The sequence below is a fragment of the Nocardioides sp. Bht2 genome, assembly GCF_047308515.1.
Taxonomy (GTDB): domain Bacteria; phylum Actinomycetota; class Actinomycetes; order Propionibacteriales; family Nocardioidaceae; genus Nocardioides.
In genome coordinates this window covers 531735-558125 of record NZ_JBLBWI010000001.1, presented here as the reverse complement: position 1 = coordinate 558125, position 26391 = coordinate 531735, and the positions used below count along the sequence as shown (strand labels likewise).

16 protein-coding genes and 1 riboswitch are annotated in these 26391 nt (G+C 68.2%); of the genes, 15 read left to right on the top strand and 1 reads right to left on the bottom strand.

Annotated elements, in window-relative coordinates:
* Positions 1-64 precede the first annotated feature (64 nt).
* The 9 genes from ACLM5J_RS02655 to ACLM5J_RS02615 all read left to right on the top strand — a co-directional run bounded on the left by ACLM5J_RS02655 (position 65) and on the right by ACLM5J_RS02615 (position 16577).
* Positions 65-1261 carry an NADH:flavin oxidoreductase gene (locus ACLM5J_RS02655; protein ID WP_413654451.1) on the top strand — a complete coding sequence of 399 codons (1197 nt, stop codon included), beginning with the start codon at positions 65-67 and terminating at the stop codon, positions 1259-1261.
* A gap of 77 nt (positions 1262-1338) precedes the next feature.
* On the top strand, positions 1339-2442 hold the full coding sequence (locus ACLM5J_RS02650; RefSeq protein WP_413654450.1) for a diacylglycerol kinase: 1104 nt from the start codon (positions 1339-1341) through the stop codon (positions 2440-2442).
* Entirely contained in the window at positions 2439-3254 is an 816-nt protein-coding gene (locus ACLM5J_RS02645; RefSeq protein ID WP_413654449.1) for an SDR family oxidoreductase, read from the top strand. The genes ACLM5J_RS02650 and ACLM5J_RS02645 overlap by 4 nt, the downstream gene beginning before the upstream one ends.
* A gap of 122 nt (positions 3255-3376) precedes the next feature.
* A riboswitch (TPP riboswitch) is annotated at positions 3377-3488 on the top strand.
* Entirely contained in the window at positions 3485-4573 is a 1089-nt protein-coding gene (locus tag ACLM5J_RS02640) for a thiamine ABC transporter substrate binding subunit (RefSeq protein WP_413654448.1), read from the top strand. It overlaps the preceding riboswitch by 4 nt.
* A 179-nt stretch (positions 4574-4752) precedes the next feature.
* Positions 4753-6390: an ABC transporter permease gene (locus ACLM5J_RS02635; RefSeq protein WP_413654447.1), complete on the top strand. Its 1638-nt coding sequence runs from the start codon at positions 4753-4755 to the stop codon at positions 6388-6390.
* 1 nt (position 6391) lies between these two features.
* Complete coding sequence (locus tag ACLM5J_RS02630) at positions 6392-7408, top strand: ABC transporter ATP-binding protein (protein ID WP_413654446.1); 1017 nt, start codon at positions 6392-6394, stop codon at positions 7406-7408.
* Between the two features lie 55 nt (positions 7409-7463).
* Positions 7464-8474 carry a phosphatase PAP2 family protein gene (locus ACLM5J_RS02625; protein WP_413654445.1) on the top strand — a complete coding sequence of 337 codons (1011 nt, stop codon included), beginning with the start codon at positions 7464-7466 and terminating at the stop codon, positions 8472-8474.
* Between the two features lie 336 nt (positions 8475-8810).
* Complete coding sequence (locus ACLM5J_RS02620; RefSeq protein ID WP_413654444.1) at positions 8811-15857, top strand: DUF5979 domain-containing protein; 7047 nt, start codon at positions 8811-8813, stop codon at positions 15855-15857.
* Between the two features lie 147 nt (positions 15858-16004).
* Complete coding sequence (locus ACLM5J_RS02615; protein WP_413654443.1) at positions 16005-16577, top strand: mismatch-specific DNA-glycosylase; 573 nt, start codon at positions 16005-16007, stop codon at positions 16575-16577.
* Positions 16578-16649: 72 nt separating this feature from the next.
* Here ACLM5J_RS02615 and ACLM5J_RS02610 read toward each other — a convergent pair whose 3' ends face one another.
* Entirely contained in the window at positions 16650-17492 is an 843-nt protein-coding gene (locus ACLM5J_RS02610) for an aldo/keto reductase (RefSeq protein WP_413654442.1), read from the bottom strand.
* A 101-nt stretch (positions 17493-17593) separates the two neighbouring features.
* Here ACLM5J_RS02610 and ACLM5J_RS02605 point away from each other — a divergent pair, with 101 nt between their 5' ends.
* From ACLM5J_RS02605 to ACLM5J_RS02580, 6 genes are all read left to right on the top strand, one after another.
* The gene (locus tag ACLM5J_RS02605; protein ID WP_413654441.1) at positions 17594-19114 is read left to right on the top strand and encodes a serine/threonine-protein kinase; all 1521 of its coding nucleotides are present in this window, start codon (positions 17594-17596) and stop codon (positions 19112-19114) included.
* A gap of 118 nt (positions 19115-19232) precedes the next feature.
* A complete protein-coding gene (locus ACLM5J_RS02600; RefSeq protein ID WP_413654440.1) occupies positions 19233-21722 on the top strand; it encodes a penicillin acylase family protein in 2490 nt (829 codons plus the stop codon).
* Between the two features lie 362 nt (positions 21723-22084).
* On the top strand, positions 22085-23932 hold the full coding sequence (dnaK, locus tag ACLM5J_RS02595) for a molecular chaperone DnaK (RefSeq protein ID WP_413654439.1): 1848 nt from the start codon (positions 22085-22087) through the stop codon (positions 23930-23932).
* Positions 23929-24564, top strand: coding sequence for a nucleotide exchange factor GrpE (gene grpE / locus ACLM5J_RS02590; RefSeq protein ID WP_413654438.1), 636 nt, complete (start codon positions 23929-23931; stop codon positions 24562-24564). The genes dnaK and grpE overlap by 4 nt, the downstream gene beginning before the upstream one ends.
* A gap of 84 nt (positions 24565-24648) precedes the next feature.
* Entirely contained in the window at positions 24649-25794 is a 1146-nt protein-coding gene (gene dnaJ, locus ACLM5J_RS02585) for a molecular chaperone DnaJ (protein WP_413654437.1), read from the top strand.
* Positions 25795-25796: 2 nt separating this feature from the next.
* Entirely contained in the window at positions 25797-26216 is a 420-nt protein-coding gene (locus ACLM5J_RS02580) for a heat shock protein transcriptional repressor HspR (RefSeq protein WP_413654436.1), read from the top strand.
* The last annotated feature ends 175 nt before the right edge of the window (positions 26217-26391 follow it).

Here is a 26391-nt window from a genome sequence, read left to right as displayed (position 1 = left end):
GAAACAAGGCTCGGGAGGCGCGAACCGGCTACCCCGAAGAAGTGGAACACGTTACAGTTCTGCGGTGACTCCCGATGTCTTCGCGCCTGCCGCCCTCGGCCCGGTCCAGCTCCGCAACCGGATCGTCAAGGCCGCCACCTTCGAGGGGCGGACCCCGCACGGCGTCGTCTCGCCCGAACTGATCGACCTGCACCGGACCCTCGGTGAGGGCGGCGTCGGCCTGACCACGGTCGCCTACTGCGCGGTCTCGCCGGAGGGGCGCACTCACGCCGAGCAGTTGGTGGTCGGCCCCGGCACGCGGGACGGCCTGACCCGTCTCACCGAGACGGTCCATGCGACCGGAGCGAAGGTGGCGGCCCAGGTGGGCCACGCCGGCCCGGTCGCGAACGGGCGCTCCAACGGCGCTCCGGCGATCGCCGCCAGCTCGATGCCGAGCCCGCTCTCGATGCAGATGATCCGTAGCGCCACCGAGGCGGACCTGACCCGGGTGACCAAGGCCTATGTGATGGCGGCGCGAACCCTGGTGGAGTGCGGATTCGATGTGCTGGAACTGCACATGGCGCACAACTACCTGATCTCCTCCTTCCTCGCGCCCCAGCTCAACCGCCGCAAGGACGGCTGGGGCGGCAGCCTGGAGAACCGTGCCCGGCTGGGGCGCCAGGTGGCGCGAGCCGTCCGTGACGAGGTGGGTGACGCCGTCGCGGTGACTGCCAAGACCAGCCTCTCGGACGGCTACCGGGGAGGCTTCGACACCGAAGAGGCACTGGTCTTCGCGCAGATGCTCGAAGCCGACGGCAACCTCGACGCCCTCCAACTCTCCGGCGGCAGTTCGCTGATGAACCCGATGTACCTCTTCCGGGGTGGTGCGCCGGTGAAGGAGTTCGCAGCCAACATGCCGTTCGCCGTGAAGTGGGGGATGCGCGTGGTCGGCAAGGGCTTCCTCAAGTCCTACCCGTTCGAGGAGGCCTACTTCCGGGAGAAGGCGATGCGCTTCCGCGCAGGTCTCTCGATGCCGCTGATGCTGCTCGGTGGGATCAACCGTCGCGAGACGATGGAGCAGGCGATGGCTGACGGCTTCGACTACGTCGCGATGGCCCGCGCGCTGGTCCACGAGCCGGGGATCGTCAACCGCCTGGCCGCGCGCGAGGTTCCCGGCGGCGCCTGCCTGCACTGCAACCGCTGTATGCCGACCATCTATGCGGTGGGCGGTGTCTACTGCCCGCCCCAGTTGGAGGGCACCGCTCCGCTCGCTGCGCCCTGAAGTCGGCGACGTGAGCCGGTGGTGCGATCGGTCGGAAAGGCCTTCCCCGAAGGTAGAACCTGTTCTACCGTCAGGCCATGAACCTCCTCTCCTCGCGCCCTGACTCCACTCCGCTGCGTGTCGTCGGCTGGTCCACCGGCACCGTCGGTCGACACGTGATCGCCGGGATCGACAGGCATCAGGAACTGGAGTTGGTGGGCCTCTGGGTCTCCAACCCGGAGAAGGTGGGCCAGGACGCCGGCGCGTTGGCCGGGCTCGGGCGTGACCTCGGCGTCACCGCCACCAACGACCGTGACGCGTTGATCGCGTTGCGCCCCGACGCCATCGTGCACACCGCGATGACCGACGACCGGATGTTCGAGGCGATCGAGGACCTCAAGGCGTTCGTCGCCGCCGGGATCAACGTCGTCTCCAGCGGTCCGGTGCTGCTGCAGTACCCCTACGGCGTGCTCTGGGAGGACGCGCTGCGTCAGGTCGAGCAGGCCTGCGCGGACGGCGGTGCCTCGTTGCACGTCAACGGGATCGACCCCGGTTTCGCCAACGACGTCCTACCGCTGGTGATGACGTCGCTCTCGCAGCGGATCGACGAGATCCGGGTCAGCGAGATCGCGGACTACTCCACCTACTTCCAGCCGGTGGTGATGGGCGAGCTCTTCGGTTTCGGCAAGCCGCTGGAGGAGACGCCGATGCTCTGGCAGCCGGGCGTGCTGTCACTGGCCTGGGGCTCGGTGGTCCGGCAGATCGCGGCTGGGCTCGGGGTCACCCTCGACGAGCCGCTGACCGAGGTGGTCGACCGGCGCCCGGCGGAGGCGGACACCTCGACCGTCTCGGTCGAGATCCCGGCCGGAACCATGGGTGCCGTGCGGTTCCAGGTGATCGGACGGGTCGACGGCGTTGACAAGATCGTGCTGGACCACGTCACCCGGACCGCCGCCGACCAGGTGCCGGAGTGGCCCCAGCCGCCGACGGGCGGTGGTTGCTACCGCGTCGAGATCACCGGGGAGCCCCACATGCTGCTCGACTTCACCCACCACGGCGAGAACGGAGACCACAACGACTCCGGGATGATCACCACCGCGCAACGGCTGGTGAACTCGGTACCGCAGGTGGTCGCCGCCGAGGCTGGCATCGTGACCGCGCTCGACCTGATGTCGGTCACCGGGCGAGGGCTGGTCTCATGAGCATCCTGGACCGGTTCCTGCTCACCGACCACGTCGCGATCGTTACCGGGGCCGGGCGTGGTCTGGGCGCTGCCACCGCGGTGGCGCTCGCCGAAGCCGGTGCCGACGTCGTGATCTCGGCGCGGACCGCGGCACAACTCGAGGAGGTCGCCGGGCGGATCGAGGCGGCCGGACGTCGGGCGCTGGTGGTGCCCGCCGACCTCTCCGACCTCGCTGCGGTGGCCGAGCTCGCGCACCGCGCCCACAGCGAGTTCGGCCGGCTCGACGTGGTGGTCAACAACGTGGGCGGCACCATCCCGAACGCGTTCCTCGACACCGACGTCGACTACCTGGAGGACGCGTTCCGGTTCAACGTCAGCACGGCGCACGCGTTGAGCGCTGCCGCGGTCCCGTTGATGCTGCGCGACGCCGACGACCTGGCGCGGCAGAAGTCGATCGTCACGATCACCTCGATGATGGGTCGTACGGCGGCCCGCGGTTACCTGGCCTACGGCACCGCCAAGGCGGCGCTCGCGCACTGGACCCGGCTCGCTGCCGCCGACCTCTCGCCGCGGATCCGGGTCAACGGGATCGCGGTCGGGTCGGTGCTGACCAGCGCCTTGGAGTTCATCGCCGGGGACGAGGGCATGCGGACCCAGATGGAGCAGGGAGCCGAGCTCGGTCGGCTCGGCGAACCGGACGAGATCGCCGCCGCCGTGCTCTACCTGGCGTCGTCGGCGGGCTCGTTCATCACCGGCAAGATCCTGGAGGTGGACGGCGGTCTGCAACAGCCCAACCTGGACCTGGCGCTGCCGCCGGTCTGGAGCTCCTGAACGACCTCGCGCCAGAGCGGTCGATCACGGTCCTCGAGGGTCCGTGATCGACCGCTCTCCGCGCTGCGCGGGCTGCGCACGGACGCAGTGTGGACGTGGCGTCGCGATGGCATAGGCTCGGTGGCAAGAGACAGGGGAGCCCTCCACTACGGAGCGCTGAGAGTGCGGAACCGCCGCAGACCCTTTGGACCTGATCCGGTTAGCACCGGCGAAGGGAGTCGGGAGAAACCTTGACTACGCATTTCCGCCTGCGCACGATTGCGCTCGCTACCACTGCCACCGTTGCCTTGGCCGGCTGTTCGCTGCTCGGCTCGGACGACGAAACGAAGTCCGACGAGGTCAAGCGGGGGGAGTCCCTGGAGGGCACCACGGTGGTGCTCGCCACGCACGAGTCGTTCGCGCTTCCCGAGGAGTTGATCGCCTCCTTCAAGGAGAAGACCGGGATCACCTTGAAGGTGCGTCCCTCGGGTGACGCCGGAGAGCTGAGCACCAAGCTGGTGCTCAGCAAGAGCAAGCCGTTCGCCGACGTCGCGTTCGGGATCGACAACACGTTCGCCACCCGCGCCGTCAGCGAGGGAGTCTTCGCCGCCTACGAGCCGAAGCTGCCCGCAGGTGCCGAGTCGCTCGAGCTCGACGGCGACGCCGCCGACGTGCTGACCCCGATCGACCACGCCTCGGTCTGCGTCAACGTGGACGACGCTTGGTTCGCCAAGAACGACCGGCTGGCGCCGCAGAACCTCGACGACCTCGCCGACCCGGCGTTCAAGGACCTGCTGATCCTGCCGGGCGCCACCACCTCCAGTCCCGGACTGGCCTTCCTGCTGGCCACCATCGCCGAGTACGGCGAGGACGGGTGGGTCGACTACTGGACCAGGCTGATGGACAACGGAGCCAAGTTGGCCGATGGCTGGACCGAGGCCTACAGCGCCGGCTTCACCGGTGCCGGCAAGGGTGATCGCCCGATCGTCGTCTCCTACGACACCTCCCCGGCGTTCACCCTGGACGAGAAGTCCGGTGACTCCACCACCAGTGCTCTGCTCAACACTTGCTTCCGTCAGGTCGAGTACGCGGGTGTGCTGACCAATGCGAAGAACCCGGGCGCGGCGGAGAAGGTCGTCGACTTCCTGCTCAGCCCCGAGGTCCAGGCCGTGATCCCGGAGAACATGTACGTCTTCCCGGCGGACAGCGAGGTCCGGTTGCCGACCGAGTGGGCGAAGTTCGCGAAGCCCGCCGCCGACCCGCTGGTGGTCTCCGCGGACGACATCGACGAGCACCGTCAGGCCTGGCTCACCGAGTGGACGGACGTCGTCACCCGCTAGTGGCGTGGGTCGGAGGTTCTGGGATGGTTGGCGTGCTCGGGATGCGTGCATCGCAAGGCGGAGGACCGAAGGCGGGCCGGAGGCCCGTCGAGTGTTCGACAACGCCGCGGGGTGCTTGCCCCGAGCGTGCCAACCGCCCAGCAACTTCCGACACAGGCCACTAGTCGGAGCCGACCGCCATGTCTCGTCTTCGCCGCCTCGCCGGCCTCGCCCTTCTTGCGGCCGGGCCGGCGCTGCTGCTCGGGGTCTTCTTCGTGCTGCCGGTCAGCGGCATGCTCGGGCTCGGACTGTGGCCGAACGGTCACCTCGACCTCGGGCCGGCCTGGGAGGCGGTCACCCGCGAGCGGACTGCCCGGGTCGCCTGGTTCACACTCTGGGCCGCGGCGACGGCGACCGCGATCACGCTGCTGTTGGGCGTCCCGGCGGCGTTCGCCCTGTACCGCTTGGCGATTCCCGGTCGGCGGCTGTTGCGGGCGGTGCTGCTGGTGCCGTTCGTGCTGCCGACAGTCGTGGTCGGTGTGGCCTTCGATTCGCTGCTCGCCGCCGGCGGTCCGCTCGGCTTCCTCGACTGGCGCGACGGCCCGATCGCGATCATCACCGCGATGGTCTTCTTCAACCTCGCGGTGGTCGTCCGGACGGTCGGCACCACCTGGGAGTCGCTCGACCCCAGACCCGGCGAGGCCGCGGCAGCGCTGGGGGCGCGGCCCTGGCAGGTCTTCTGGACGGCGACCTTCCCTGCTCTGCGTGGCTCGATCGTCTCGGCCGCCAGCGTGGTCTTCCTCTTCTGTGCCACCGCGTTCGGTGTCGTCCTGATCCTCGGTGGGATGCGGTACGCCACCTTGGAGACCGAGATCTACCTGTTGACGGTCAACCTCTTCGACCTGCGCGCGGCGGCGGCCCTCTGTCTCCTCCAGTTCGTCGTGGTGATCGGTCTCCTGGCGCTGGCCCAGCGGGCCCGCCGCGGGACCGTCGTCGCGCACCGGGTGGCGGCCCGTCCGCGCCGGGTCCGTGCCGGGGACGTCCCCGCGTTGCTGGCCACGGTGACCGGCGTCGTGCTCGTGGTCGTTCCGGTGCTCGGCCTGGTCCTCACCTCGCTGCGTGACGACGGCGCCTGGAGTCTCGCCAACTACCGCCGGCTGGGCGCGAGCGACGACCCGGATCTGGTGGTCTCGGTGCTCGAGGCCCTGGTCAACTCGTTGCGGATCGCGCTCGACGCCACCTGGATGGCGCTCGGGGTCGGCCTGCTGGTGGCGATCATCGTCACCCGCCGCTCGTACTCGCCGGCCGAACGCCGGATCCGCGGGCTGCTGGACGGGTTCTTCATGCTTCCACTGGGGATCTCAGCGGTCACTCTCGGCTTCGGTTTCCTGGTCACCCTCGACGAGCCTCCGCTGGATCTGCGTGACTCGCCGCTCCTGGTGCCGATCGCCCAGGCGCTGGTGGCGTTGCCGTTGGTGGTCCGGATCCTGATCCCAGTCCTGGCCGGGATCGACGATCGGCAGCGCCAGGCCGCGGCCTCGCTCGGCGCCTCGCCGTTCCAGACCTTGCTCGCCGTCGACCTCGCCGTCGTCTGGAAGCCGCTACTGGCTGCGGCGGGGATGGTCTTCGCAGTCTCGCTCGGGGAGTTCGGGGCGACCTCGTTCCTGAGCCGTGCCGACCACCCGACGCTACCGGTGCTGATCTACCGGTTGCTGGGCACGCCGGGGGAGCATCACTACGCGATGGCGGTGGCGGCGTCGGTGCTGCTGGCCGGCACGACGGCCGCCGTCATGTTGATCACCGAGCGCCTCCGGGTGCCCGGGGTGGGAGGGTTCTGAGATGTTGCAGCTCGACGACGTCAGCGTCCGTTACGGGACCGAGGTCGCCCTGGACCGGGTCGGCCTGCACCTTCCGGACGGTCAGGTGCTCGCGGTGCTCGGACCATCCGGCTGCGGCAAGTCGACATTGTTGCGGGCCGTCGCCGGGCTGGAGCCGTTGACCACCGGTTCGCTCAGCTTCGACGGCGCCGACCTGCGCCGGGTGCCGACGCACCGGCGGGGCTTCGCGCTGATGTTCCAGGACGGACAGCTCTTCGCGAGCAAGTCGGTGGCCCAGAACATCGGCTATCCGCTGCGGCTACGCCGCCGCGCGAAGGCGGCCACCACGGCCCGGGTCGAGGAACTGCTGGACCTGGTCGGCCTCGGCGGGTACGGCGCCAGGCGTCCGGAGACGTTGTCGGGCGGCGAACGCCAGCGGGTGGCGCTGGCCCGGGCGCTCGCGGTCGAGCCGCGCCTGCTTCTGCTCGACGAGCCGTTGAGTGCGTTGGACGCGGCGCTGCGGGAGCGGCTCGCCCTCGACCTGCGCCGAATCATCACCGCGTCCGGCACCACCACCTTGATGGTCACCCACGACCACGAGGAGGCGTTCGCGATCGCGGATCGGATGGCGTTGATGCGCGACGGTCGGGTGGTCCAGGAAGGTGAACCGGCGCAGGTCTGGGCCAACCCCGTCGACGCCGAGACGGCGCTCTTCCTGGGCTACGACCGGGTGTTGGAAGGGGTGGCGGCGCGAACCGTGCTCGGGGCTGCCGGCCTGGCCGGTGAGGGGCCCGTCGCGCTGCGGCGTTCGGCGTTGGAGGTGGCCGCGGACGGTCCGCTCGAGGCGGTGGTGCGTTCCTCGCGCGCGGCACCCGAGGTGGTCCGGTTGGTGGTCGAGATCCCGAGCGTGGGGGAGATCGCCGCGGTGGCAACGACGTCCGAGGTGGCCCCAGGACCGGGCCTCAAGGTCAGGCTGCGGGTGGTCGGTGACCGGCTCGCAGTCATCGGTAAGAACGCCACAGCTGGTCTGGTCCCCTAAACTACCGGTCGTGTACCGCCGCGCCTATGCCCTCCTTGTTGGAAATGCCCTACTCATGGGGGCGCTTGCCATCATCGCGGCAATCAGCCTCGATAAGAGCCTGGTCGACCCCGAAGGGTTCCTCGGGCCGGCCTGGACCCGGCTCCCGCTGCTGGTCGGGGCGGCGCTCTTCGTCGACCTGATCCCGCGTGCGCTCTGGATCTCCCGAGGGCGCCCGAAGGAGTGGGGTCCGCTGATCAAGGCGCGGTGGAACGAGCACTGGGACCGTGAGCGGTTCACCCTGGTCGCGCTCGGCATCGGCTGCTTCTACGTGGTCTACGTCTGCTACCGGAACCTGAAGTCGTTCCTCCCCTCGGTGATGGGTGACGCGAACTACGACCGGGAACTGGACCTGCTCGACCACGCGATCTTCCTCGGCCACGAACCGGCGAGCGTGATCCACGCGATCTTCGGCACCACGATCTCGGCGCACGTGCTCTCCTCGATCTACGTGCTCTTCATCCCGATGGTCGCGGTGCTGGTGGCGATCTGGTGTGTCTGGTCGCGCAACATCAGCTACGGCTACTGGTTCGTCACCAGCCAGTGCCTGATCTGGACGTTGGGTACGGCGACCTACTACATGCTGCCTTCGCTCGGCCCGGGCCTTGAGTATCCGTGGCGCTACCAGGATCTGGCGCACACCGGCACCACCGACCTGATGAACTCCCTCTACAACGCCCGTGAGGCGTTCCTGTGGTGGGACGGCTACGGCGGTGCGCAGACGGTCGCTGCCTTCGCCAGCCTGCACACCGGCGTCACCCTGCTCTGGGCGCTGATGGTCCAGTACACGGTGAAGATCCGCTGGGTGCACTGGGTGATGTGGGCCAACTTCGGCTGCACGGTGGTGGCCACCCTGTACTTCGGCTGGCACTACGTGGCTGACGACGTCGCCGGTATCGCGATCGCCCTCATCTCCTTCTATCTCGGCGGTATCGCCTCCGGGCAGAAGTTCGACAGACACGGCCTCTCCAGTCACCCGACGACGACCACGTCGAAGGTGCCGATCGAGCGCGAGTCGCAGCACTGAGGCAGGCGTCGGCTACCTAGGTGTAGCCCGTTCTTCCTGGCTCCTGCCAGTGGGGTTGAGCTTGGACGTTCAAACCAAGCCGGACACCTTCGGGGCAGGGGCTTGGCGGTGTGTCCTCAGGTCTCCCTGAGAGATCAAGTGGCTTGGCTCCAGCGCACCTGCTAAACCCGAAATTTGACACAATTCGGACAGTTGTGGAGACTGTCCAACTTTGGCCCCTCGTAACATACTGTTATTTGGCGTCTGCAAATGCCCCTCGCATCTGTGCGTGGATACAACTGTTTAGCCTTGAGTACCTCTCGGGACCATTTGTTGTATCCACAGGGGAGTTTGAGGGTGTCTCTCGACAGGCAGACCGCGCCGTTGCAGCGCGGGAACAGTCGGTTCTGGTCCGCGTTGATGTTGGTCATCGGCTTGGTAGTCATGGCGATCACGCCGCTGGTCGGGCTCAGTCCGGCCAACGCAGCGCCGGGCAACTACCTGTCGATCGACAAGGATGTCGACGTCTCGGAGCTCGTTCCGGGTCAGTCGTTCACCTACACGATCACGGTGCGATGCTCCGAAGAGGACTGCATCAACGCCCAGGTCCGCGACCCGCTGCCGAGTGAGCTGGCAGGCTTCGCGATCCAGAACGTGACCTTCAACCCGGGCCCCATCCCGAAGGACGTCACCTGGCTCCCCGGCGGCACCTCGACCCCGCCGGCCAAGGTCGGTACTGACACCGTCCTCGTCGTCGACCTCAAGCAGGCCACCGACGGCGGCAACATCGGCCTTCAGTACGGCCAGGACTACCGGATCACCGTCTCGCTGCAGGTGCCAGCCGACTACCCGCCCGGCAACAGCGGCGACATCGTCAACGTCGCCGCCGCGACCGCGGACAACGCCAACCGCGTCGAGGACGACGCCACCGTCGTCATCGACTCCGCGGTGGTCATGGGCGTCGCCGTCGACAAGACCTGGGCTCCGGCCAACCAGAGCTTCAATCCGGGCGCGGACTCCACGATCGGGCTCAGCGCGCGGAACAGCTCGAACGTCGACATCGACAGCCTGTCGATCCAGGAGCCCAAGGCAGCACCCGACGGTGCGGCCGACCTGGACGCCAGCAACCCGTTCACCATCACCGACTTCACCGGCTTCGACGCCGTCAACCTGCCTGCCGCCTGCACCACGGTCCGGGTCGACGCCTACGTCCGCTCCGGCGGCACCTGGAGCTGGGTCCAGGGCGCGCCCGTCCCGGCGCCCGCCGTGGCACTCCCCGCTGGCGTCGCCAACGGCGATGTCGGCGGCGTTCGGATCACCTGCCTGGGCACCATTCCGCCCGGCCAGAGCCTGACCTTCGACCTCGACGTCGAGCAGCGCGCCACGCACCGCAACACGAGCGCCGACCTTTCCACCGACCCGCACTCCGTCGACAACGTCACCACTGGTGAGGCCACCTTGGCCGGTCAGGACCCGGCTACCGACGACGGCAACGCTTCGTTCGCGATCGCTCCGGCGATCCCGACGGTCGAGGCCGCGAAGGACATCACGCCCGACACTGTCACCGCCGGTCAGAGCGCCACCGCCACCCTCGGTGCGACCAACGGAGCGATCCCGGTCTCCGAGCTGCGGCTCGCCGACCTCGGCTTCTTCACCGCCGACGTCACCTTCGGCGGCTTCGACAGTGCGCCGGTGTGGCCTGCCGGTGCTACTGCCGGTGTGTTGACCTACCACCTGCTCGCTGGCGGTACCCAAGTCGTCCCGCTCGCTGTGGGCGTCGTCCCGGCGGCGCCGTCGGGGAAGATCTCCGGCTTCGAGATCGTCTGGACCGGCGACACCATCGACTCCGACGAGACCGGCTCGGTCGAGTTCGGCATCGACACCACCGAGGACGCGACCGGCCCGTCGTCGACGATCACGCTCACCAACACCGTCGACGTCGAAGTGACTGCGCCCAACGGCCTCACCGACGCCGACGACGCCTCCGCACAGTTGCGGATCATCAACCCGGAGATCGCGGTCACGCTGACCAAGTCGGTCCGCCCCTCGACCGCCGTCAACCCGGGCGAGTCGGTGATCGCTTCGCTGAAGGCCCACGCCACTGTGCTGGGTGCCGGGACCGAGCTCACCGACATCGTCGTCGAGGACGTCTGGGGAAACGACGCGACCGGGTTCTGGAACGCGTTCAACCTCACCTCGATCGTGCCGACCCAGGTCCCGCCGAACACGACCCTGACGGTCGAGGTCTTCGACGGCACCGCCTGGCACCAGCTCGCCCTGCAGGCGGCGACCCCCGCGGCGACCGTCTTCACGATGGACGCCGACGCGCTCACCGCCGAGCTCACCGGTCTCGGGCTCAATGCCAACACCGTCTCCGGTGTCCGCTTCTCCTTCAACAACGTCGACGGCTTCCCCACCGACACCAACGTCACCCCGAACCTCGAGTTCGAGGCCCGCAGCACCAAGCGTGACGGCTCGGGCCCGATCACGCCGGCCGCGGATCAGGAAGTCGGGTACGTCAACACGGCTTCGGTGGAGGCCGACGGTGAGTCCGCCGGCGGCAAGCCGCTGCACGACTCCGACGGCGACATCGGCACCGGTACCGTCGTCACCCCGCCCGGTGGCCCCGGCCCCGGCGTCTCGATCGAGAAGACCTGGGTCGAGGCAGCCGTCGACGCCCAGTCGTCGCAGAGTGCGCGCACCCACCTGGACTTCAACGTCACCAAGGGATTGAACCCGGTCGTCATCGCCGACCAGCCCGGCGCGCCATCGGTGGCCGGTGTCGGTAGCACCGTCTTCGACGCCTTCAACCTGACGGCGATCGAAGCGGTCGCGACCAACAGCGTCCCGTACTCGACCGGCTGGTACCTGCTCTACGACAGCGTGACCAAGGTCGAACTGCACAACGGAACCAGCTGGCAGGAAGTGACCGCTCCCGGCGGTACTTGGATGACCGGCGTCCGTGGCTTCAAGGGCTACACGCTGACCGCTCCCGAGCAGGCCTCGACCATCGCCGTCCGGATCACCCTGGGCGAGACCGCGGCCGACACCGCGGCGCGTCAGGCTGCCCGGCAGCCCGGTGCGAACCTGGACCCATACGCCCCGGCCCCTAACTCCGGCGTCGGCTACGGCAGCGCGGACCGTCGCTTCACCCTCGGCTGGCAGGTGCGTGACAAGGCCCGCTCGGACGACCGGTTCGTCACCGAGGACGCGACCTACAACCACGCCGACGAAGGCACCGTGGTCAACACGGTCGGTGTCACCGGTACCCGGATCGTCGGCGGCGCAACGGTGACCGACACCGACTCCGACACCATCCTGATCCTTGACCCGGACCCGTTGGTCAGCATCGACAAGTCGGTCACCCCGACGACGGGGCTGTTCACTCCGCCGGTCGGTACCGCCGCGGGGAGCTACCCGACCGCCACCTGGTCGATGACGGCGAAGAACGCCTCCACCGCAAAGGCGACCTACGTCCGGGTGACCGATCCTGCCACCTGCACCGACACGGCTCTGGCGGACTGCCAGACCAGCGCGGCTCCGGAGAGCGGCGCCTACACAGGTGTCGTCGACGGTGCCGTCGGTGACCCGTTCGACACCTCGGTGAACTACCTGACCGACCCTGCCGTGGGTAGCCCGTTCAACCGGTTCGACGCCACCGGCATCACGATCGCGGCCAGCATCGCCAACCAGGTCGACCTGACCAAGACCACGGTCTGGTTGCTCCGCTACGCCGGCGGTACCTACACAACTGAGCAGAGCACGGCCACCGCCGTCAACGCGATGACCGCAGCCCAGCTCGCCGATGTGGTCGGGTTCAGCGTCGCCTTCCAGGGCGGCGACCCGTCGCAGGGCGGCACGATCACCCAGAGCAACGACCTCACGGTGACCGTCGCCTCCCGGATGCGTGCGACCCTGCGCGTCGAAGGCACCAACCAGGTGCTCCGAGCTGGCCAGACGCTCGATGTGACGAACCGGGCCTTCGCCCAGTCCTACGACCCGGTCACCAGCCCGAACGTGGTCACCGGCGACGCCGACGACGCCGTCACGCAGCTGACCGGCGGCCAGGTCAACATCGCGCCGACCAAGACGATCACGCCGGCCCAGCTCAACGAGCCGCAGCGTGGGAACACCGTCAACGTCGTCATCGGTGCCAACCAGGGCAGCAACCCGCGCAGCACGCTGTCGCCGCAGAGCGTGGTGATCGAGGACCAGGCCGACTCCGTCGACTTCTGGAACAACTTCGACTTCACCGGCCTCGGCACGGTCACCCTGCCTTCGGGTGCGGACCGGGTCCGCGTCGATCTGTACGACGGCACCAGTTGGGTGAACGGCACCGCCGCCGCGACTGCTGCATTGCCGACCGGCGTCGCGTTGGGCGACGTCCAGGGCATCCGGTTGACGTTCACCCGCGCCAACGGTGCGTACTTCTCCAGCACCGTGCCGGCTCCGAACTGGGCTGCCAGCGCAGCCTTCACGGTGGTGGCTCGTGACACGCTTCGTGACTCCGGGGACCCGTTGGTCTTCGCGGGTCAGCGGATCGACAACACCCAGACCTCGTCGTCGACGCGTACCGACGGCAACAACTCAGGCGAGGTCGACGCGAGCGACGACATCGTGCTCTCCAAGGGCACGCAGGAGATCGCGGTCAACAAGCTGACCAATGAGGGCAACCGGCTCAACAACGTCGGCAGCGCGGTGCCGTTCGACCTGACCATCAAGAACGTCGGCACCGGGTACCTGACGGTGACCGAACTGGTCGACGACCTGCCCGCCGAACTCCTGTACCTCGAGGACCCGGCGCCGATCTACACCGCAGCGCCGAGCGGCACCCTTTCGGAGGACGTGACCGCGACGCCGAGCGCCGACGGGACCAGTGTCACCTTCACCTGGCCCGAGGGTGGCCAGCGGATGCTGCCGAACGAGACCTTCAAGATCCGGGTCTTCCTGGAGCTCCAGCCGGGCTTGAGCATGGGCCAGACCGCGGTCAACACCATGACGGTCCGTACCGAAGAGGAGCTGACCGGGTGCCGCAACGTGCAGACCGGTGGCAACCTCACCGGCGCGTGGGATGCGGACAAGACCACCTGTGGCACGACCGACTATGTCGGCGTCGTCAACGGTCCGAACCTGTACACCGCCAAGGGTGTTCGGGGCTCGCTCGACGGCGCCTACCTTCCGGGCAAGCCGAGCTTCGTCTGCTCGCCGCGGATGACGGCGACCCCCGGTGACGCTGTCGCCACCGACGGCAAGTTCTACCGCCCGCAGTGCGTGGCCAACAGCCAGGTCGGCGGAACCGACGACTGGGTGCTGAACAACGTCAACTCCGGCACCACCCCGATCGCCGACATGATCATCTTCGATCAGCTGCCGGTGGCGGGTGACCAGCTGCTGGTCTCCGGGGCGAGTCGTGGTTCGGAGTTCCGCCCGCGTCTCGTCGCCGACTCGCTGAAGGTGACCGGTCCGCCCGGTACCGCGCAGATCGTCGAGGTGACCAGCAGCGCCAACGTCTGCCGTGACACCTGGACGAACATCCGCAACCAGCAGCCCTGTGAGCAGAACGGCGAGGTCTGGGAGGCTGTCTCCCCGACCACCGATTGGGCCTCGGTCAGCGGCTTCCGGGTGAAGTTGAGCTTCGCCGACACCGCGAGCGGCAACCTGGCTCCGGGCCAGAAGGTCGACATCAACTACTCGACGATCAACGAACTGGTTGACGACGAGGACGCCTCGGGTGCCTCGCGTGTGGTTCCGGCCGACGACCAGTTGGCCTACAACCAGCACGGCATCAAGTACCGGTTCACCGGTCAGGCACAGTGGCGTGAGCTTGCTCCGAGCAAGGTCGGTGTGCACCTGCGGACCGGTGCGATCGGCATCGAGAAGACGGTGACCGGCCCGGCAAAGGCCTACGCGCCGACGGAGTTCCTCGCCAACGTCACCTGCCGGATCGACGACGCCGAGCTCGACCTGGGTACCGACGCCGTCGTCGAGTTGAACGCGGCCGGCAACTACGAGGCCCGGATCGACGGGATCCCGCTGAGCGTTGCGGGTACCGAGTGCACGGTCTCCGAGAAGGGCAGCACCGGCGAGTTCGGTGAGTCCTCGCGGACCGGTTCGCCGACGACGCTGCAGGTCGACGAGGAGATCGCCCCCAGTGACGACCTCGACGCCGCCTCGATCGTCAGCCTCGGCAACGACTACCAGTTCACCTCGCTGAGCGTGCAGAAGCTGGTCGACACCGCTGCGGTCGACACCACCTTCGGCCCGTTCTCCTTCGAGCTGAGCTGCCTGTCGATCCTGGGTGACCGGGTCAAGTTCGCTGATGACGCGGACGAGCTCGAGTTCGACCTGGCCGCGGGGGCCACCTGGACCTCGCCGACCGACCGGATCCCGGTGGGTGCCGAGTGCACCTTGACCGAGACCGACAACTACCTGGCCGACCAGATCGTGATCGTGGGAGACAACGTCGTCGACGAGGGCGCTGGTGTGGCCAAGGTGACGCCCGGTCTGGACCCGGCCGAGGTCGTCGTGACCAACGGCTTCGACGCGGGAACGGTGACCATCAACAAGGTCGTCGACGGCGCCGGTGCAGCTCGCTGGGGCACCGCATCCTTCGGCTTCGACGTCACCTGCACCTACCAGGAGCAGACCCCGTTCGACGGCTCGTTCACGCTTCGCGCTGGTGACAGCAAGACGCTCGGCCCCTACCCGGCCGGCACGGAGTGCGCCGTGAAGGAGGTGGCCACCGGTGGTGCCACCACCAGCGTTCTGGACCCTGCCGACGGCATCGTGACGGTCGCTTCCCCGGTTGCTCCGGAGACGATCAGCCAGGCCACTGTGACCGCGACCAACACCTTCGCGCTGACCTCGCTCGACGTGGTCAAGGAGCGGGTGGGTGCGCTCGACGTCAAGGGTGCCAATGGCCCGTTCAAGGTGTCGCTCGCGTGCACCTGGCTGGTCGACGGCAAGCGGGTCGGCTTCGACATCCCGGGCGGTGCGGAGCGGACGTTGGCCAAGCGGAACAGCTACCGCGCGTCCTACAACAACCTGCCGTCCAGCGCGCAGTGTGTGTTGACTGAGACCGAGGACGGTGGCGCCAAGCGGACCACCATCGAGGCCGAGGTCGCCGGCAAGACCCTGAAGAGCAAGAAGGCGACCATCGCCCTCGACCTGTCGAAGACCGCTGGTCCCGGCGAGGCGTCGGCGACGGTCACCAACGAGTTCGCCGCCGACGTCTCCGACGGTGGCGACGAGAACGACAACGGTGCTCTCAACGATGGGGAGAACAACCTGCCGGGTGTCGGTAGCCCGGTCACCATGTGGCTGCTCGCCACCGGACTGTTGTTGCTGCTCGGCGGTGCGGTGCTGTTGATCGCACGGCGTCGCGGCGGGGCGTCCTCCTCCTAGCCCCCCGGCAGATAGTCCCTGACGAAAAGCCCCTGAAAACTCCGTTTTCAGGGGCTTTTCGTTCGGCAGCAGTGGTGGGTAGGCGCGAACTCGCGAGTTGTGAGGGGTGCTTGAACGAGTGGAAACTGCGTTTGGGAGCATCGCGACATGGCTTCCTTCACCCGTGCCGAGTTGGAGTCCTATCGCGATGCCGTCGTGCCGGACCTGCTCGGTGACGACCTGCGGCTGCTCTTCGTGGGGATCAACCCGGGGCTCTGGACCGCGGCGACGCAGACCCACTTCGCGCATCCGGTGAATCGGTTCTACCCGGCGCTGTACCGGGCCGGGATCGTGACCCGCGAGATCTCACCCTCGGACGGGATGACGGATGAGGACCGTGACCACTTGCGGGCGCGGGGGATCGGGATCACGAACCTGGTACGTCGCGCCACCGTACGCGCTGACGAGCTCAGCAAGGAGGAGCTCGCCGCGGGTGGCGAACAGCTGCTTGCGCTGGTCGCCGAGCGCCGTCCGGCCGTGGTGGCGATCGCCGGGATCACCGCCTACCGCACCGCGTTCAAGCAGTCCAAAGCCAAGGTGGGCCTCCAACCCGAGCCGTTCGCGGGTGCTCGGCTCTGGGTGGTGCCGAACCCCAGCGGGTTGAACGCGCACGCGACCGTCGAGTCGCTGGCCGAGGCCTACGCGGAGCCCGCGCGGGCGGCGGGAATCCTCCCTGCTTGAGCGGACGTCATATGTTGCGTGGACCCGCTTCCTCACTACGTATGACCTTGCGGGGGTTGGCGGGCGTGCGCGTTAGCCGAGCCAGTCGAAGGTCAGCGGATCGGGGCCCTGGCGGCCTTCGGGGCCGAGGTCGAGGGTGTCGATCGTGGCGCGGTCGGCGTCGGTGAGCACGATCTCGGTGGCGGCGAGATTCTGCTTCTGGCGTTGGGGATCGGCCGACTTGGGGAAGACGATCCGGCCTTGGTCCAGGTGCCAGCGCAGGACGACCTGCGCGGGCGTGGCGCCGATCCGCTCGGCGATCGCGGTGACCTCGGCCGAGTCGGCGACCTTGCCACGGGCGATCGGAGCCCATGCCTCGGTGAGCACCCGATGGCGGGCGTTCGCCTGCTGTACCTGGCGATTCGCGAACCACGGGTTGAGCTCGACCTGGTTCACCACCGGCGCCACGCCGGTCTCGGCGACGATCCGGTCGAGGTGTTCGGGTGCGAAGTTGGAGACGCCGATGGAACGGGCGCGGCCGTCGTCGGCGAGCTCGATCAGCGCTCGCCAGGTGGAGACGAAGTCGCCGTCGTAGAGCGTCGGCAGCGGCCAGTGGATCAGGAAGAGGTCGACGTAGTCGAGACCGAGCTCCTTCAGTGAGCCCTCGAAGGACCGGATGACGTCGTCACGCAGGTGGTTCGGGTTGTGCAGCTTCGTGGTCACGAAGAATTCGGCGCGCGGCACGTCGCTGGCCACCACCGCAGCGCCGACCCCGGCCTCGTTGCCGTACATCTGAGCGGTGTCGAGGTGTCGATAGCCGGCCTCGATCGCGGAACCGATCGCCTCGGGGGCGGCTTCGTTCGAGATCCCGAAGGTGCCGAGCCCCAGCTGAGGGATGGCACGGCCGTCGTTCATCTGCAGCAGGGGAGCGGTCATAGGCGCAGCTTCGCATGTCGCGGATCGGCGGGCCGCGGTGCTGTTCAGTATGCGATCAGGCGGCGGACGTTCCGCAATAGCCGCCGTCTAGGCTCGTGCGCGTGGGCGAGCACACAGCGACAGGCGGGCTGATCCCCAACGTGGAGTTGGGCGCTGAGATCGGGCGTGGCGGCTTCGCGCGGGTCTATCAGGGCCGTCAACGCAACGTCGACCGGATGGTCGCGGTCAAGATCGACGACCGGGTCCTCGATGACGAACGCGGACGGCGTCGCTTCCTGCGGGAGGTGACCGCAGCGGGCCGGATCAGTTCGCACCCGCACGTGGTCTCGCTGATCGACGCCGGCACCACTCCGGACAACCGGGCCTATCTGGTGATGGAGCTGTGCCCGGGTGGCACCCTCTCGGACCACCTGCGCCGTACCGGACCGATGCCGGTCGCCGAGGCACGCGACGTCGGGTTGGCGATCGTCGGCGCGGTCGCTGCCGCCCACGAGGCCGGCGTCCTGCACCGAGACATCAAGCCGTCGAACGTGCTGATCGACGCCTACGGCACGCCTCGGCTCGCCGACTTCGGCCTCGCTGCGTTGCCCGTCGCCGGCCAGGAGCTCTCGGTCACCCTGGAGGCGTTGACGCCGGCCTATGCGGCACCGGAGGCGTTCTCCGGTCTGCCGCCGTCCGAGCAGTCGGACATCTGGTCCCTGGGCGCCACCCTGCATGCCCTGATCTCGCCGTACCGGTCGCCGCGCTGGAGCGGGGACGGATCGCCGGCACCGATCGACCAGGTGATCGCGCACCTGAATACGCCTCTGCCCGACCCGGGGTCGCAGGGCAGTGCGGTGCTGATGGGCGTGATCGCCCGCGCCACCCACCCGGACCCGGCGCAACGGTTCGGGTCAGCACGGGAGATGCACGACGCGTTGGCGGCGTTGAGCCTGCCGCCGTCGCCGCGGCGTTCGGTGCTGGGCGGGCCGGAAGCGGCGTTCGTCTCGCAGCGCGCGCTGCCCGGACTGGCTCAGGCGGAGCCCTCGGCGCCGTCGGGGGGTCGCCGTAAGCGGAGCCTGGTGTTGGCCGCCGCGCTCGGGCTGCTCTTCGGCGGCGTCGCCACCTGGGGTGTGGGGGAGTTGCTAGGGGACGACGCCCCCGCGGCAGCGGAGGCTCCGCAGCAGGGCGGATCGGCGCCGGCGGACGTGGGGAATCAGGCGCCCGCCGTCGACGAGGAGGAGCCGAGCGACGGGCCGAGTACGGACTCGTCGAAGCCCGCAAAGGCGCCGTCGGTCGACCAGTGCTTCGTCGGGCTCACCAAGGTGACGAACACTTCCGAGTCGAGCAAGATCGACTGCTCGGAGCCGCACCATTACGAGGCGTATGCGACGGGGTTGCTCGACCCCTCCACCAAGACGCCGTACCTCGACGAGCTCTACGACGACCCGGTGGTCAAGAAGACCTGCACCGAGAAGGCGGCCAAGAAGTTCCTTGCGGGCCGCGAGGGCAACTTCGAGATCGACGTCCTACCGCCCCCGGAGGTCGCCTTCATCAACGGTGACCGCGGCTTCTACTGCTTCATCTCCGAGAAGGACGCCGGCCTGGTCACCGGGAGCCTGCGCGACGCCTCCGGCGGATAGTCCCTGACGTTTCGCCCCTTTTCTGTCCGATATGTCGTGCCGAGCGTTCGGCAGCGTCGCGAAATCTGGACTGTGACCTACGTAACTCCCGGGTAACTTTGCTCGTTGGCGTCGCATGGTGACCGTCTCTTCCCGCCGTCTTTCGAGCGTCCTGGGCATGGCCCTGGCGATGACCGTCGTGGCCGCGGGTGCTGGCTCAGGGCCCTCGGAGCCGGCGTCCGCCCAGGCGCAGAGCTCGGCCAGCTCGGCCACCGGTAGCCCAGGGGGCGCCGCTGAGCGGAAGAAGAAGCCGAGGTACGTGGCGAAGATCGTCCGCACCAAGCACGGGATTCCGCACATCACCGCGAAGAACTACGGGTCGCTGGGCTTCGGCTCCGGCTATGCCGCGATGGAGACCAGCGGGTGCACGTTGGCCGACGTGTTGATCACCGCGCGTGGCACCCGGTCGCGCTATCTCGGTGCTGAAGGGGCTTACCGCGACGGCGTCTCGGTCAGCGGTACCAACCTGCAGATGGACGCTCTCGTCACCGACCTGCGCAACCGCAAGGTGGTCGAGAAGCTGCTCGCCGACCCGGTCGCGGGGCCGGGCAAGGAGACCCGGGCGATGGTCACCGGCTACGTCGCCGGCGTCAACAAGTACCTGCGCAGCATCGGTGGGGCGAAGAAGTTCCCCGACCGTGCCTGCCGCGGCGCTGACTACCTGCGTCCGAACGCGACCGTGCTCGACGTCTGGTACGGGATCTACCTGGCCAACATCCTCGGCTCCACCGGCCACTTCCTGCAGCAGATCGTCGGTGCTACCCCGCCCACGCTGACCGATCTGGGGCTCCCTGATCTGGGGTCGTTCGCGCCGTTGCCTTCCGAAGTGCCGTCGGCGGAGGAGTTGCAGAAAGCGCTGGGCAAGGACCCGTCGACAGGGTTCGGCTCGAATGCGACGGCGATAGGCAAGAGCGCATCGTCGACGGGTCGTGGCATGTTGCTCGGTAACCCGCACTTCCCGTGGAACGGGCGCTACCGGTTCTCCCAACAGCACCTGACCATCCCCGGTAAGTACGACGTCGCCGGGGCGAGTCTGATCGGCTCCCCGGTGATCAACATCGGGTGGAACAAGGATGTCGCGTGGAGCCACACGGTCTCGACCGGCTACCGCTTCGCGCCGTACGAGTACCGCACCCTGGTCTCGCCGACGACGTACCTTTCCGGCAACGGCCTTATCCGGCAGGTGGAGCGTCGGGTCGTGACCGTAACGGTGAAGAAGGCTGACGGATCGCTGGCCAAGGTCACCGAGGATCTCTACCGGACGCCGCAGGGCTACGTGATCGACGACCCCAGCACGCTGATGGGGTGGACGCCGCTGAGCTTCTTCGCGATCCGCGACGCCAACGGCGAGCAACTCCGCACGCTGGACACCTTCTTCAACATGGGCCGGGCGACGTCGGTGCGCGACCTGATCGCCCGCCAGGACAAGGGCGGAGGCATGCCCTGGGTCAACACGATCGCGGCCGACCGGGCCGGCAACGTCGCCTACGCCGACCACTCGGTGGTGCCGAACATCTCGAACGCACTGGCTGAACGGTGCATGACGCCGATCGGGCGGATCACCAACGCGCTGGCCGGGCTCCCCGGCCTGGACGGCACCTTCGCCGACAGTTCCTGTCAGTGGGGGACCGATAGCGACTCGGCTCGCCCCGGCGTTCTCGGGCCGAAGAACATGCCCGTCGCCTACCGCACCGACTGGGTGATGAACGCCAACGACTCCTACTGGCTGCCGAATCCGGTCCAGCAGTTGAACGGGTTCGCGCGGATCATCGGCTGCGAGAAGTGTGAGCGGACCATGCGCACTCGGATGGTCAGCCAGTACGTGCTGGACAGGTTGAAGAAGGGCAAGGTGACGCCGGCGTCGCTGCGCGGAACCCAGCACCAGAACCGGGTCCGCGCCGGTGAGGTGATGCGTCAGAACGGCGATCTCGACAAGGTCTGCCAGGCTGCGGGCGGCGGCAAGGCTTGCGTCGCGTTGGCGAAGTGGGACGGCCGGTCGAACACCACCAGCCGGGGCTACCACGTGTTCCAGGAGTTCGTCACCCGGATCCCGGACTCGCTGCTAGCGGCGAGCATCTGGAAGGTGCCGTTCAGCCCCGAGGATCCCCTCAACACACCGCGTGATCTGGACGAGACCAACGCGAACGTGATCGGAGCGATGAAGAGCGCGATCGCCTACCTGGAGAAGCGCAAGATCGCTCCCGACGCGACCTGGGGTTCGCTGCAGGTGGCCGCCGACCGTGGGGCTCCAGCGATCCCGCTCGGCGGCGGCGACGGCGACCTTGCCGGGAATGCGAACGCGCTGGCCTCGGCGTATGCCACGACCAACACCGGCTTCCTGCGCCCGATCACCTTCGGTTCCTCGCACATCCAGGCGATCGCCTTCGGCGACAAGGGGCGGGTCGATGCCCGCACTCTTCTGACCTACGGCCAGTCGGAGAACCCGGCGTCGCCTTGGTCGAGCGACCAGACGAGGATGTTCGGTCGCAAGCAATGGGTGGTCTTCCCGTGGACGGACGCCCAGATCCGTAAGCAGCGGATCAGTTCGGTGCGGTTGACGGGGCGCTGACGCTGGGCTGAGCGGGTCGAGCGCGCGGGCGACGTCAGGAAGTTCCTGGCGTCGCCCGCGGCTATTTCGGCGGGCGGCGAAGTCGCGCGTTGCTGCCGTCGGGGCGACGCTGCCGAACGTTTCGCCCCTCGACGCGCCGATTTGAGGGGCCGAACGTCAGGGACTATCGGGGGAGGGGCCGCAAAAAAATCTGACCGAGCTGGGAATCATCCGTCGAGATGGTCCGTTGTAACCATCAGGAAAGTTGAGTGGAAGGCACTCAAGTAACGTGACTGGTTCACCACCGTCGTGGCAGACTGGTCGCATTACGGGCCCGAAAGGGCCCTCGAACCATCACCAGGCACCAGATCCCAAGGAGAACCATGGCTCGCGCAGTCGGCATTGACCTCGGTACCACCAACTCAGTGGTCGCCGTTCTTGAGGGTGGAGAACCCACCGTCATCGCAAACGCAGAGGGCGCCCGCACCACCCCGTCGGTGGTCGCCTTCGCAAAGTCCGGCGAGGTCCTCGTCGGCGAGGTGGCAAAGCGGCAGGCTGTCACCAACGTTGATCGCACCATCCGCTCGGTCAAGCGTCACATGGGCACCGACTGGAAGACCAAGATCGACGACAAGGACTTCACGCCCCAGCAGATCAGCGCCTTCGTGCTGCAGAAGCTGAAGCGCGACGCCGAGGCGTACCTGGGCGAGCCGGTCACCGACGCGGTGATCACCGTGCCCGCCTACTTCTCCGACGCTCAGCGTCAGGCCACCAAGGAAGCCGGCGAGATCGCCGGCCTCAACGTGAGCCGGATCGTCAACGAGCCCACCGCTGCGGCGTTGGCCTACGGCCTCGACAAGGGCGACGACCAGACCATCCTGGTCTTCGACCTCGGTGGCGGTACGTTCGACGTCTCCCTGCTCGAGATCGGTGAGGGCGTCGTCGAGGTCAAGGCGACCTCCGGTGACAACCTCCTCGGTGGTGACGACTGGGACAACCGCGTCGTCGAATGGATGGTCGAGAAGTTCAAGAACGCCAACGGCGTCGACCTCGCTGCCGACAAGATCGCCAAGCAGCGCCTCCAGGAGGCCGCGGAGAAGGCGAAGATCGAGCTCTCCTCCTCCAGCGAGACCCAGATCCACCTCCCGTACATCACCCACGGTGAGTCCGGCCCGCTGCACTTCGAGGAGCGGCTGACCCGCGCCGAGTTCCAGAAGCTCACCGCGGACCTGCTCGAGCGGACCAAGGCTCCGTTCCAGGCCGTGCTCAAGGACGGCGGCGTGCCCGTCTCCGCGATCGACCACGTGGTTCTCGTTGGTGGCTCCACCCGGATGCCCGCCGTCACCGAGGTCGTCAAGGACCTGCTCGGTGGCAAGGAGCCCAACAAGGGCGTCAACCCCGACGAGGTCGTCGCGCTCGGTGCTGCCCTGCAGGCCGGCGTGCTCAAGGGCGAGGTCAAGGACGTGTTGCTCCTCGACGTCACCCCGCTCAGCCTCGGCATCGAGACCAAGGGCGGCGTGATGACCACCCTGATCGAGCGCAACACCACCATCCCGACCAAGCGTTCGGAGATCTTCACCACCGCTGACGACAACCAGCCGTCGGTCGAGATCAAGGTCGCCCAGGGTGAGCGCCAGATGTGGTCGCAGAACCAGGCGCTCGGCAACTTCGAGCTCACCGGTCTGCCGCCGGCCCCGCGTGGCGTGCCGAAGATCGAGGTCACCTTCGACATCGACGCCAACGGCATCGTGCACGTGTCCGCCAAGGACCACGCCTCGGGTCGCGAGCAGTCGATGACCATCTCCGGTGGCTCGGCGCTGAGCAAGGACGACATCGACCGGATGGTCAAGGAGGCCGAGCAGTACGCGGAGGAGGACGCCAACCGTCGTCGCGCCGTGGACGCTCGCAACCAGGCCGACAGCCTCGTCTACACGACCGAGAAGTTCCTCACCGACAACGGGGACAAGATCCCGGACGAGGTGAAGACCGAGGTTCAGGCCGACGTCGACGCGCTCAAGGCGATCCTCGAGAACACCGAGGCCAGTGCCGAGGAGATCGAGGCCGGCGTCAGCAAGCTCGGCGAGTCCAGCCAGAAGATGGGTGCCGCCATGTACGCGGCCGCTGAGGCCGACGAGGCCGCAGCCGGCGGTAACACCGGCAGCACCGGCGAGGCCGACGACGACGTCGTGGACGCCGAGATCGTCGACGACGCCGAGGGTGACAACAAGTGACGTCCAGTCACCACGAGCAGCCGGTCGGGGCACCTGCGGGTGCCCCGGCCGACGGCCACATCGACGCCGAGGTGATCGGCGAGGCCGCCGACATCAGCGGCGCCGCCAACATGGTCGAGGAAGGTGCTCCGCTGGAGCCGGGCGACGTCGACCTGGTCGAGGAGCCCGCAGCCGACCCGTTGGCAGTCGCCGAGGCGCAGCTCGCCGAACGGACCGCGGACCTGCAGCGCTTGCAGGCCGAGTTCCTCAACTACAAGCGCCGCGTCGAGCGGGACCGTGAGCTGATCAAGGAGAACGCCACCTTCGCGGCGCTCTCGCCGATCACCGAGGTCCTCGACAGCATCGACCGAGCGCGCCAGCACGGCGAGTTGGAAGACGGTCTGCGGACCGTCGCCGAGCAGCTGGAGCAGGTCGTCGCACGCCAAGGCCTGGTCCGTTTCGGCGAGCCGGGCGACGCCTTCGACCCTGCTCTGCACGACGCGCTGTCGAATCTGGGTGAGGACCCGGAGGTCACTGTCACCACGGTGAAGGTGATCGCCAAGGCCGGCTACCGGATCGGCGAACGCGTCGTCCGGGCCGCCCAGGTTCTGGTGGTCGAGCCGGGTGCCCCGGCCGTCGACCAGCAGGCGTGAGCAACTCGAACACGAAGTACACGGACCACGCGCCCGCCGCACGGGCGGGCGCGTGGTGCCTGACGAAGGAAGGGAGGTGCGCGGATGTCGACCGCGAAGGCTGAGTGGGCAAGCAAGGACTACTACGCCGAACTGGGTGTCTCCAAGGACGCCACAGCTGAGGAGATCAAGAAGGCCTACCGGAAGTTGGCGCGTGCCAACCATCCGGACTCGAACCCCGGCGATACCGCCAAACACGAGAAGTTCAAGACCGTCGCCGAGGCCTACGACGTCGTCGGCGATGCCGAGAAGCGCAAGCAGTACGACGAGATCCGGAGCATGCCGATGGGCGGCTTCGGGGGCGGCGCCGGTGGCTTCGACCTCTCCGACCTGCTGCGTGACCGCGCCGCAGGCGGCAGCGGTGGTGGCTTCGGCGACATGTTCGGCGACCTCTTCGGTGGCGGTGGTCCTCGTGGTCGGGCCAAGCGCCCGCGCGTCGGTCAGGACATCGAGACCACTGCCACGATCAGCTTCACCGACGCCATCGACGGCGTCACGATCAGCCTGCGGTTGACCTCAGACGCCCCCTGTTCCACCTGTGGTGGCACCGGCGGCAAGCCGGGCACCAAGCCGCACATCTGCCCGCAGTGCGAGGGTTCGGGGATGGTCGCCAACTCGATGGGCGGCGCCTTCACCATGAACCAGACCTGCCCGTCGTGTGGCGGTCGGCAGCTGGTCTACGACGAGCCGTGCCCGTCCTGCTTCGGCAGCGGCCGGGGCTCCTCGGCGCGCACCATTCAGGCCCGGATCCCGGCCGGCGTCAAGGACGGACAGCGGATCCGCCTGCGCGGCAAGGGCGGAGCCGGCGAGAACGGCGGCCCGGCCGGCGATCTCTACGTCACCGTGAAGGTGACGCCGCACCGACTCTTCGCACGCAAGGGCGACAACCTGACCCTCGACGTCCCGGTCTCGTTCGACGAGGCGGCACTGGGTGCCGAGATCAAGGTGCCCACCCTCGGCGGGGCTCCGGTCACGCTGAAGGTCCCCGCCGGGACGCCGAACGGGCGTACGTTCCGGGTCCGCGGCAAGGGCGCGGCGAAGGCGGACGGCACCAAGGGCGACCTGCTGGTCACCATCGAGGTCCAGGTGCCCGCGGTTCTGGATCAGGCTGCGCGGGAGGCCGTTGAGGCTTACCGTGAAGCGATGGCGGGCAAGCCGCTGCGGAGCAAGCTCTTCGACGAAGGAAGCTGACCATGAACAGGCCAGATCCCGAGGTGGGTGTCTACGTGATCAGCGTTGCCGCCCAGCTCGCCGGCCTGCACCCGCAGACCCTGCGTACCTATGAGCGGATGGGCCTGATCGACCCGGCCCGCACCGGCGGCGGCGGACGCCGCTACTCGCACCGCGACATCGAGCGGCTCCGCTCGATCGCCGACCTCACCTCGATCGGTATCGGCATCGAGGGGGTCCGCCGGATTCTCGAACTGGAGAACCAGGTCGAGGCGCTGATGGCCCGCAACGCCGACCTGGTCGCAGAGTTGGAGGCCAGCCGTAACGCCCTGCTGCAAGCCGGTCTGGGACGTCGTCCGGTACCGCCGATCGGCAACAAGCTGCCGGTGCTGCGGCAGCCAGACCCCGGCCAGTCGGTCGTGGTCTGGCGTCGAGGCCGCTGACCATCTGCAACGAAGCGGGCCCGGAGGTTCTCCTCCGGGCCCGCTGCCGTCTCTTGGCGGTACGCCGAAGCCGGACTCGCACGTCGCCACGCGAAGGTGTGACACGGACGACCAGCTGGCGGAAAGCTGTTCGGACATGTGTTCACTTCGGTAACCTCCAGCTGGGGAGTCGGCC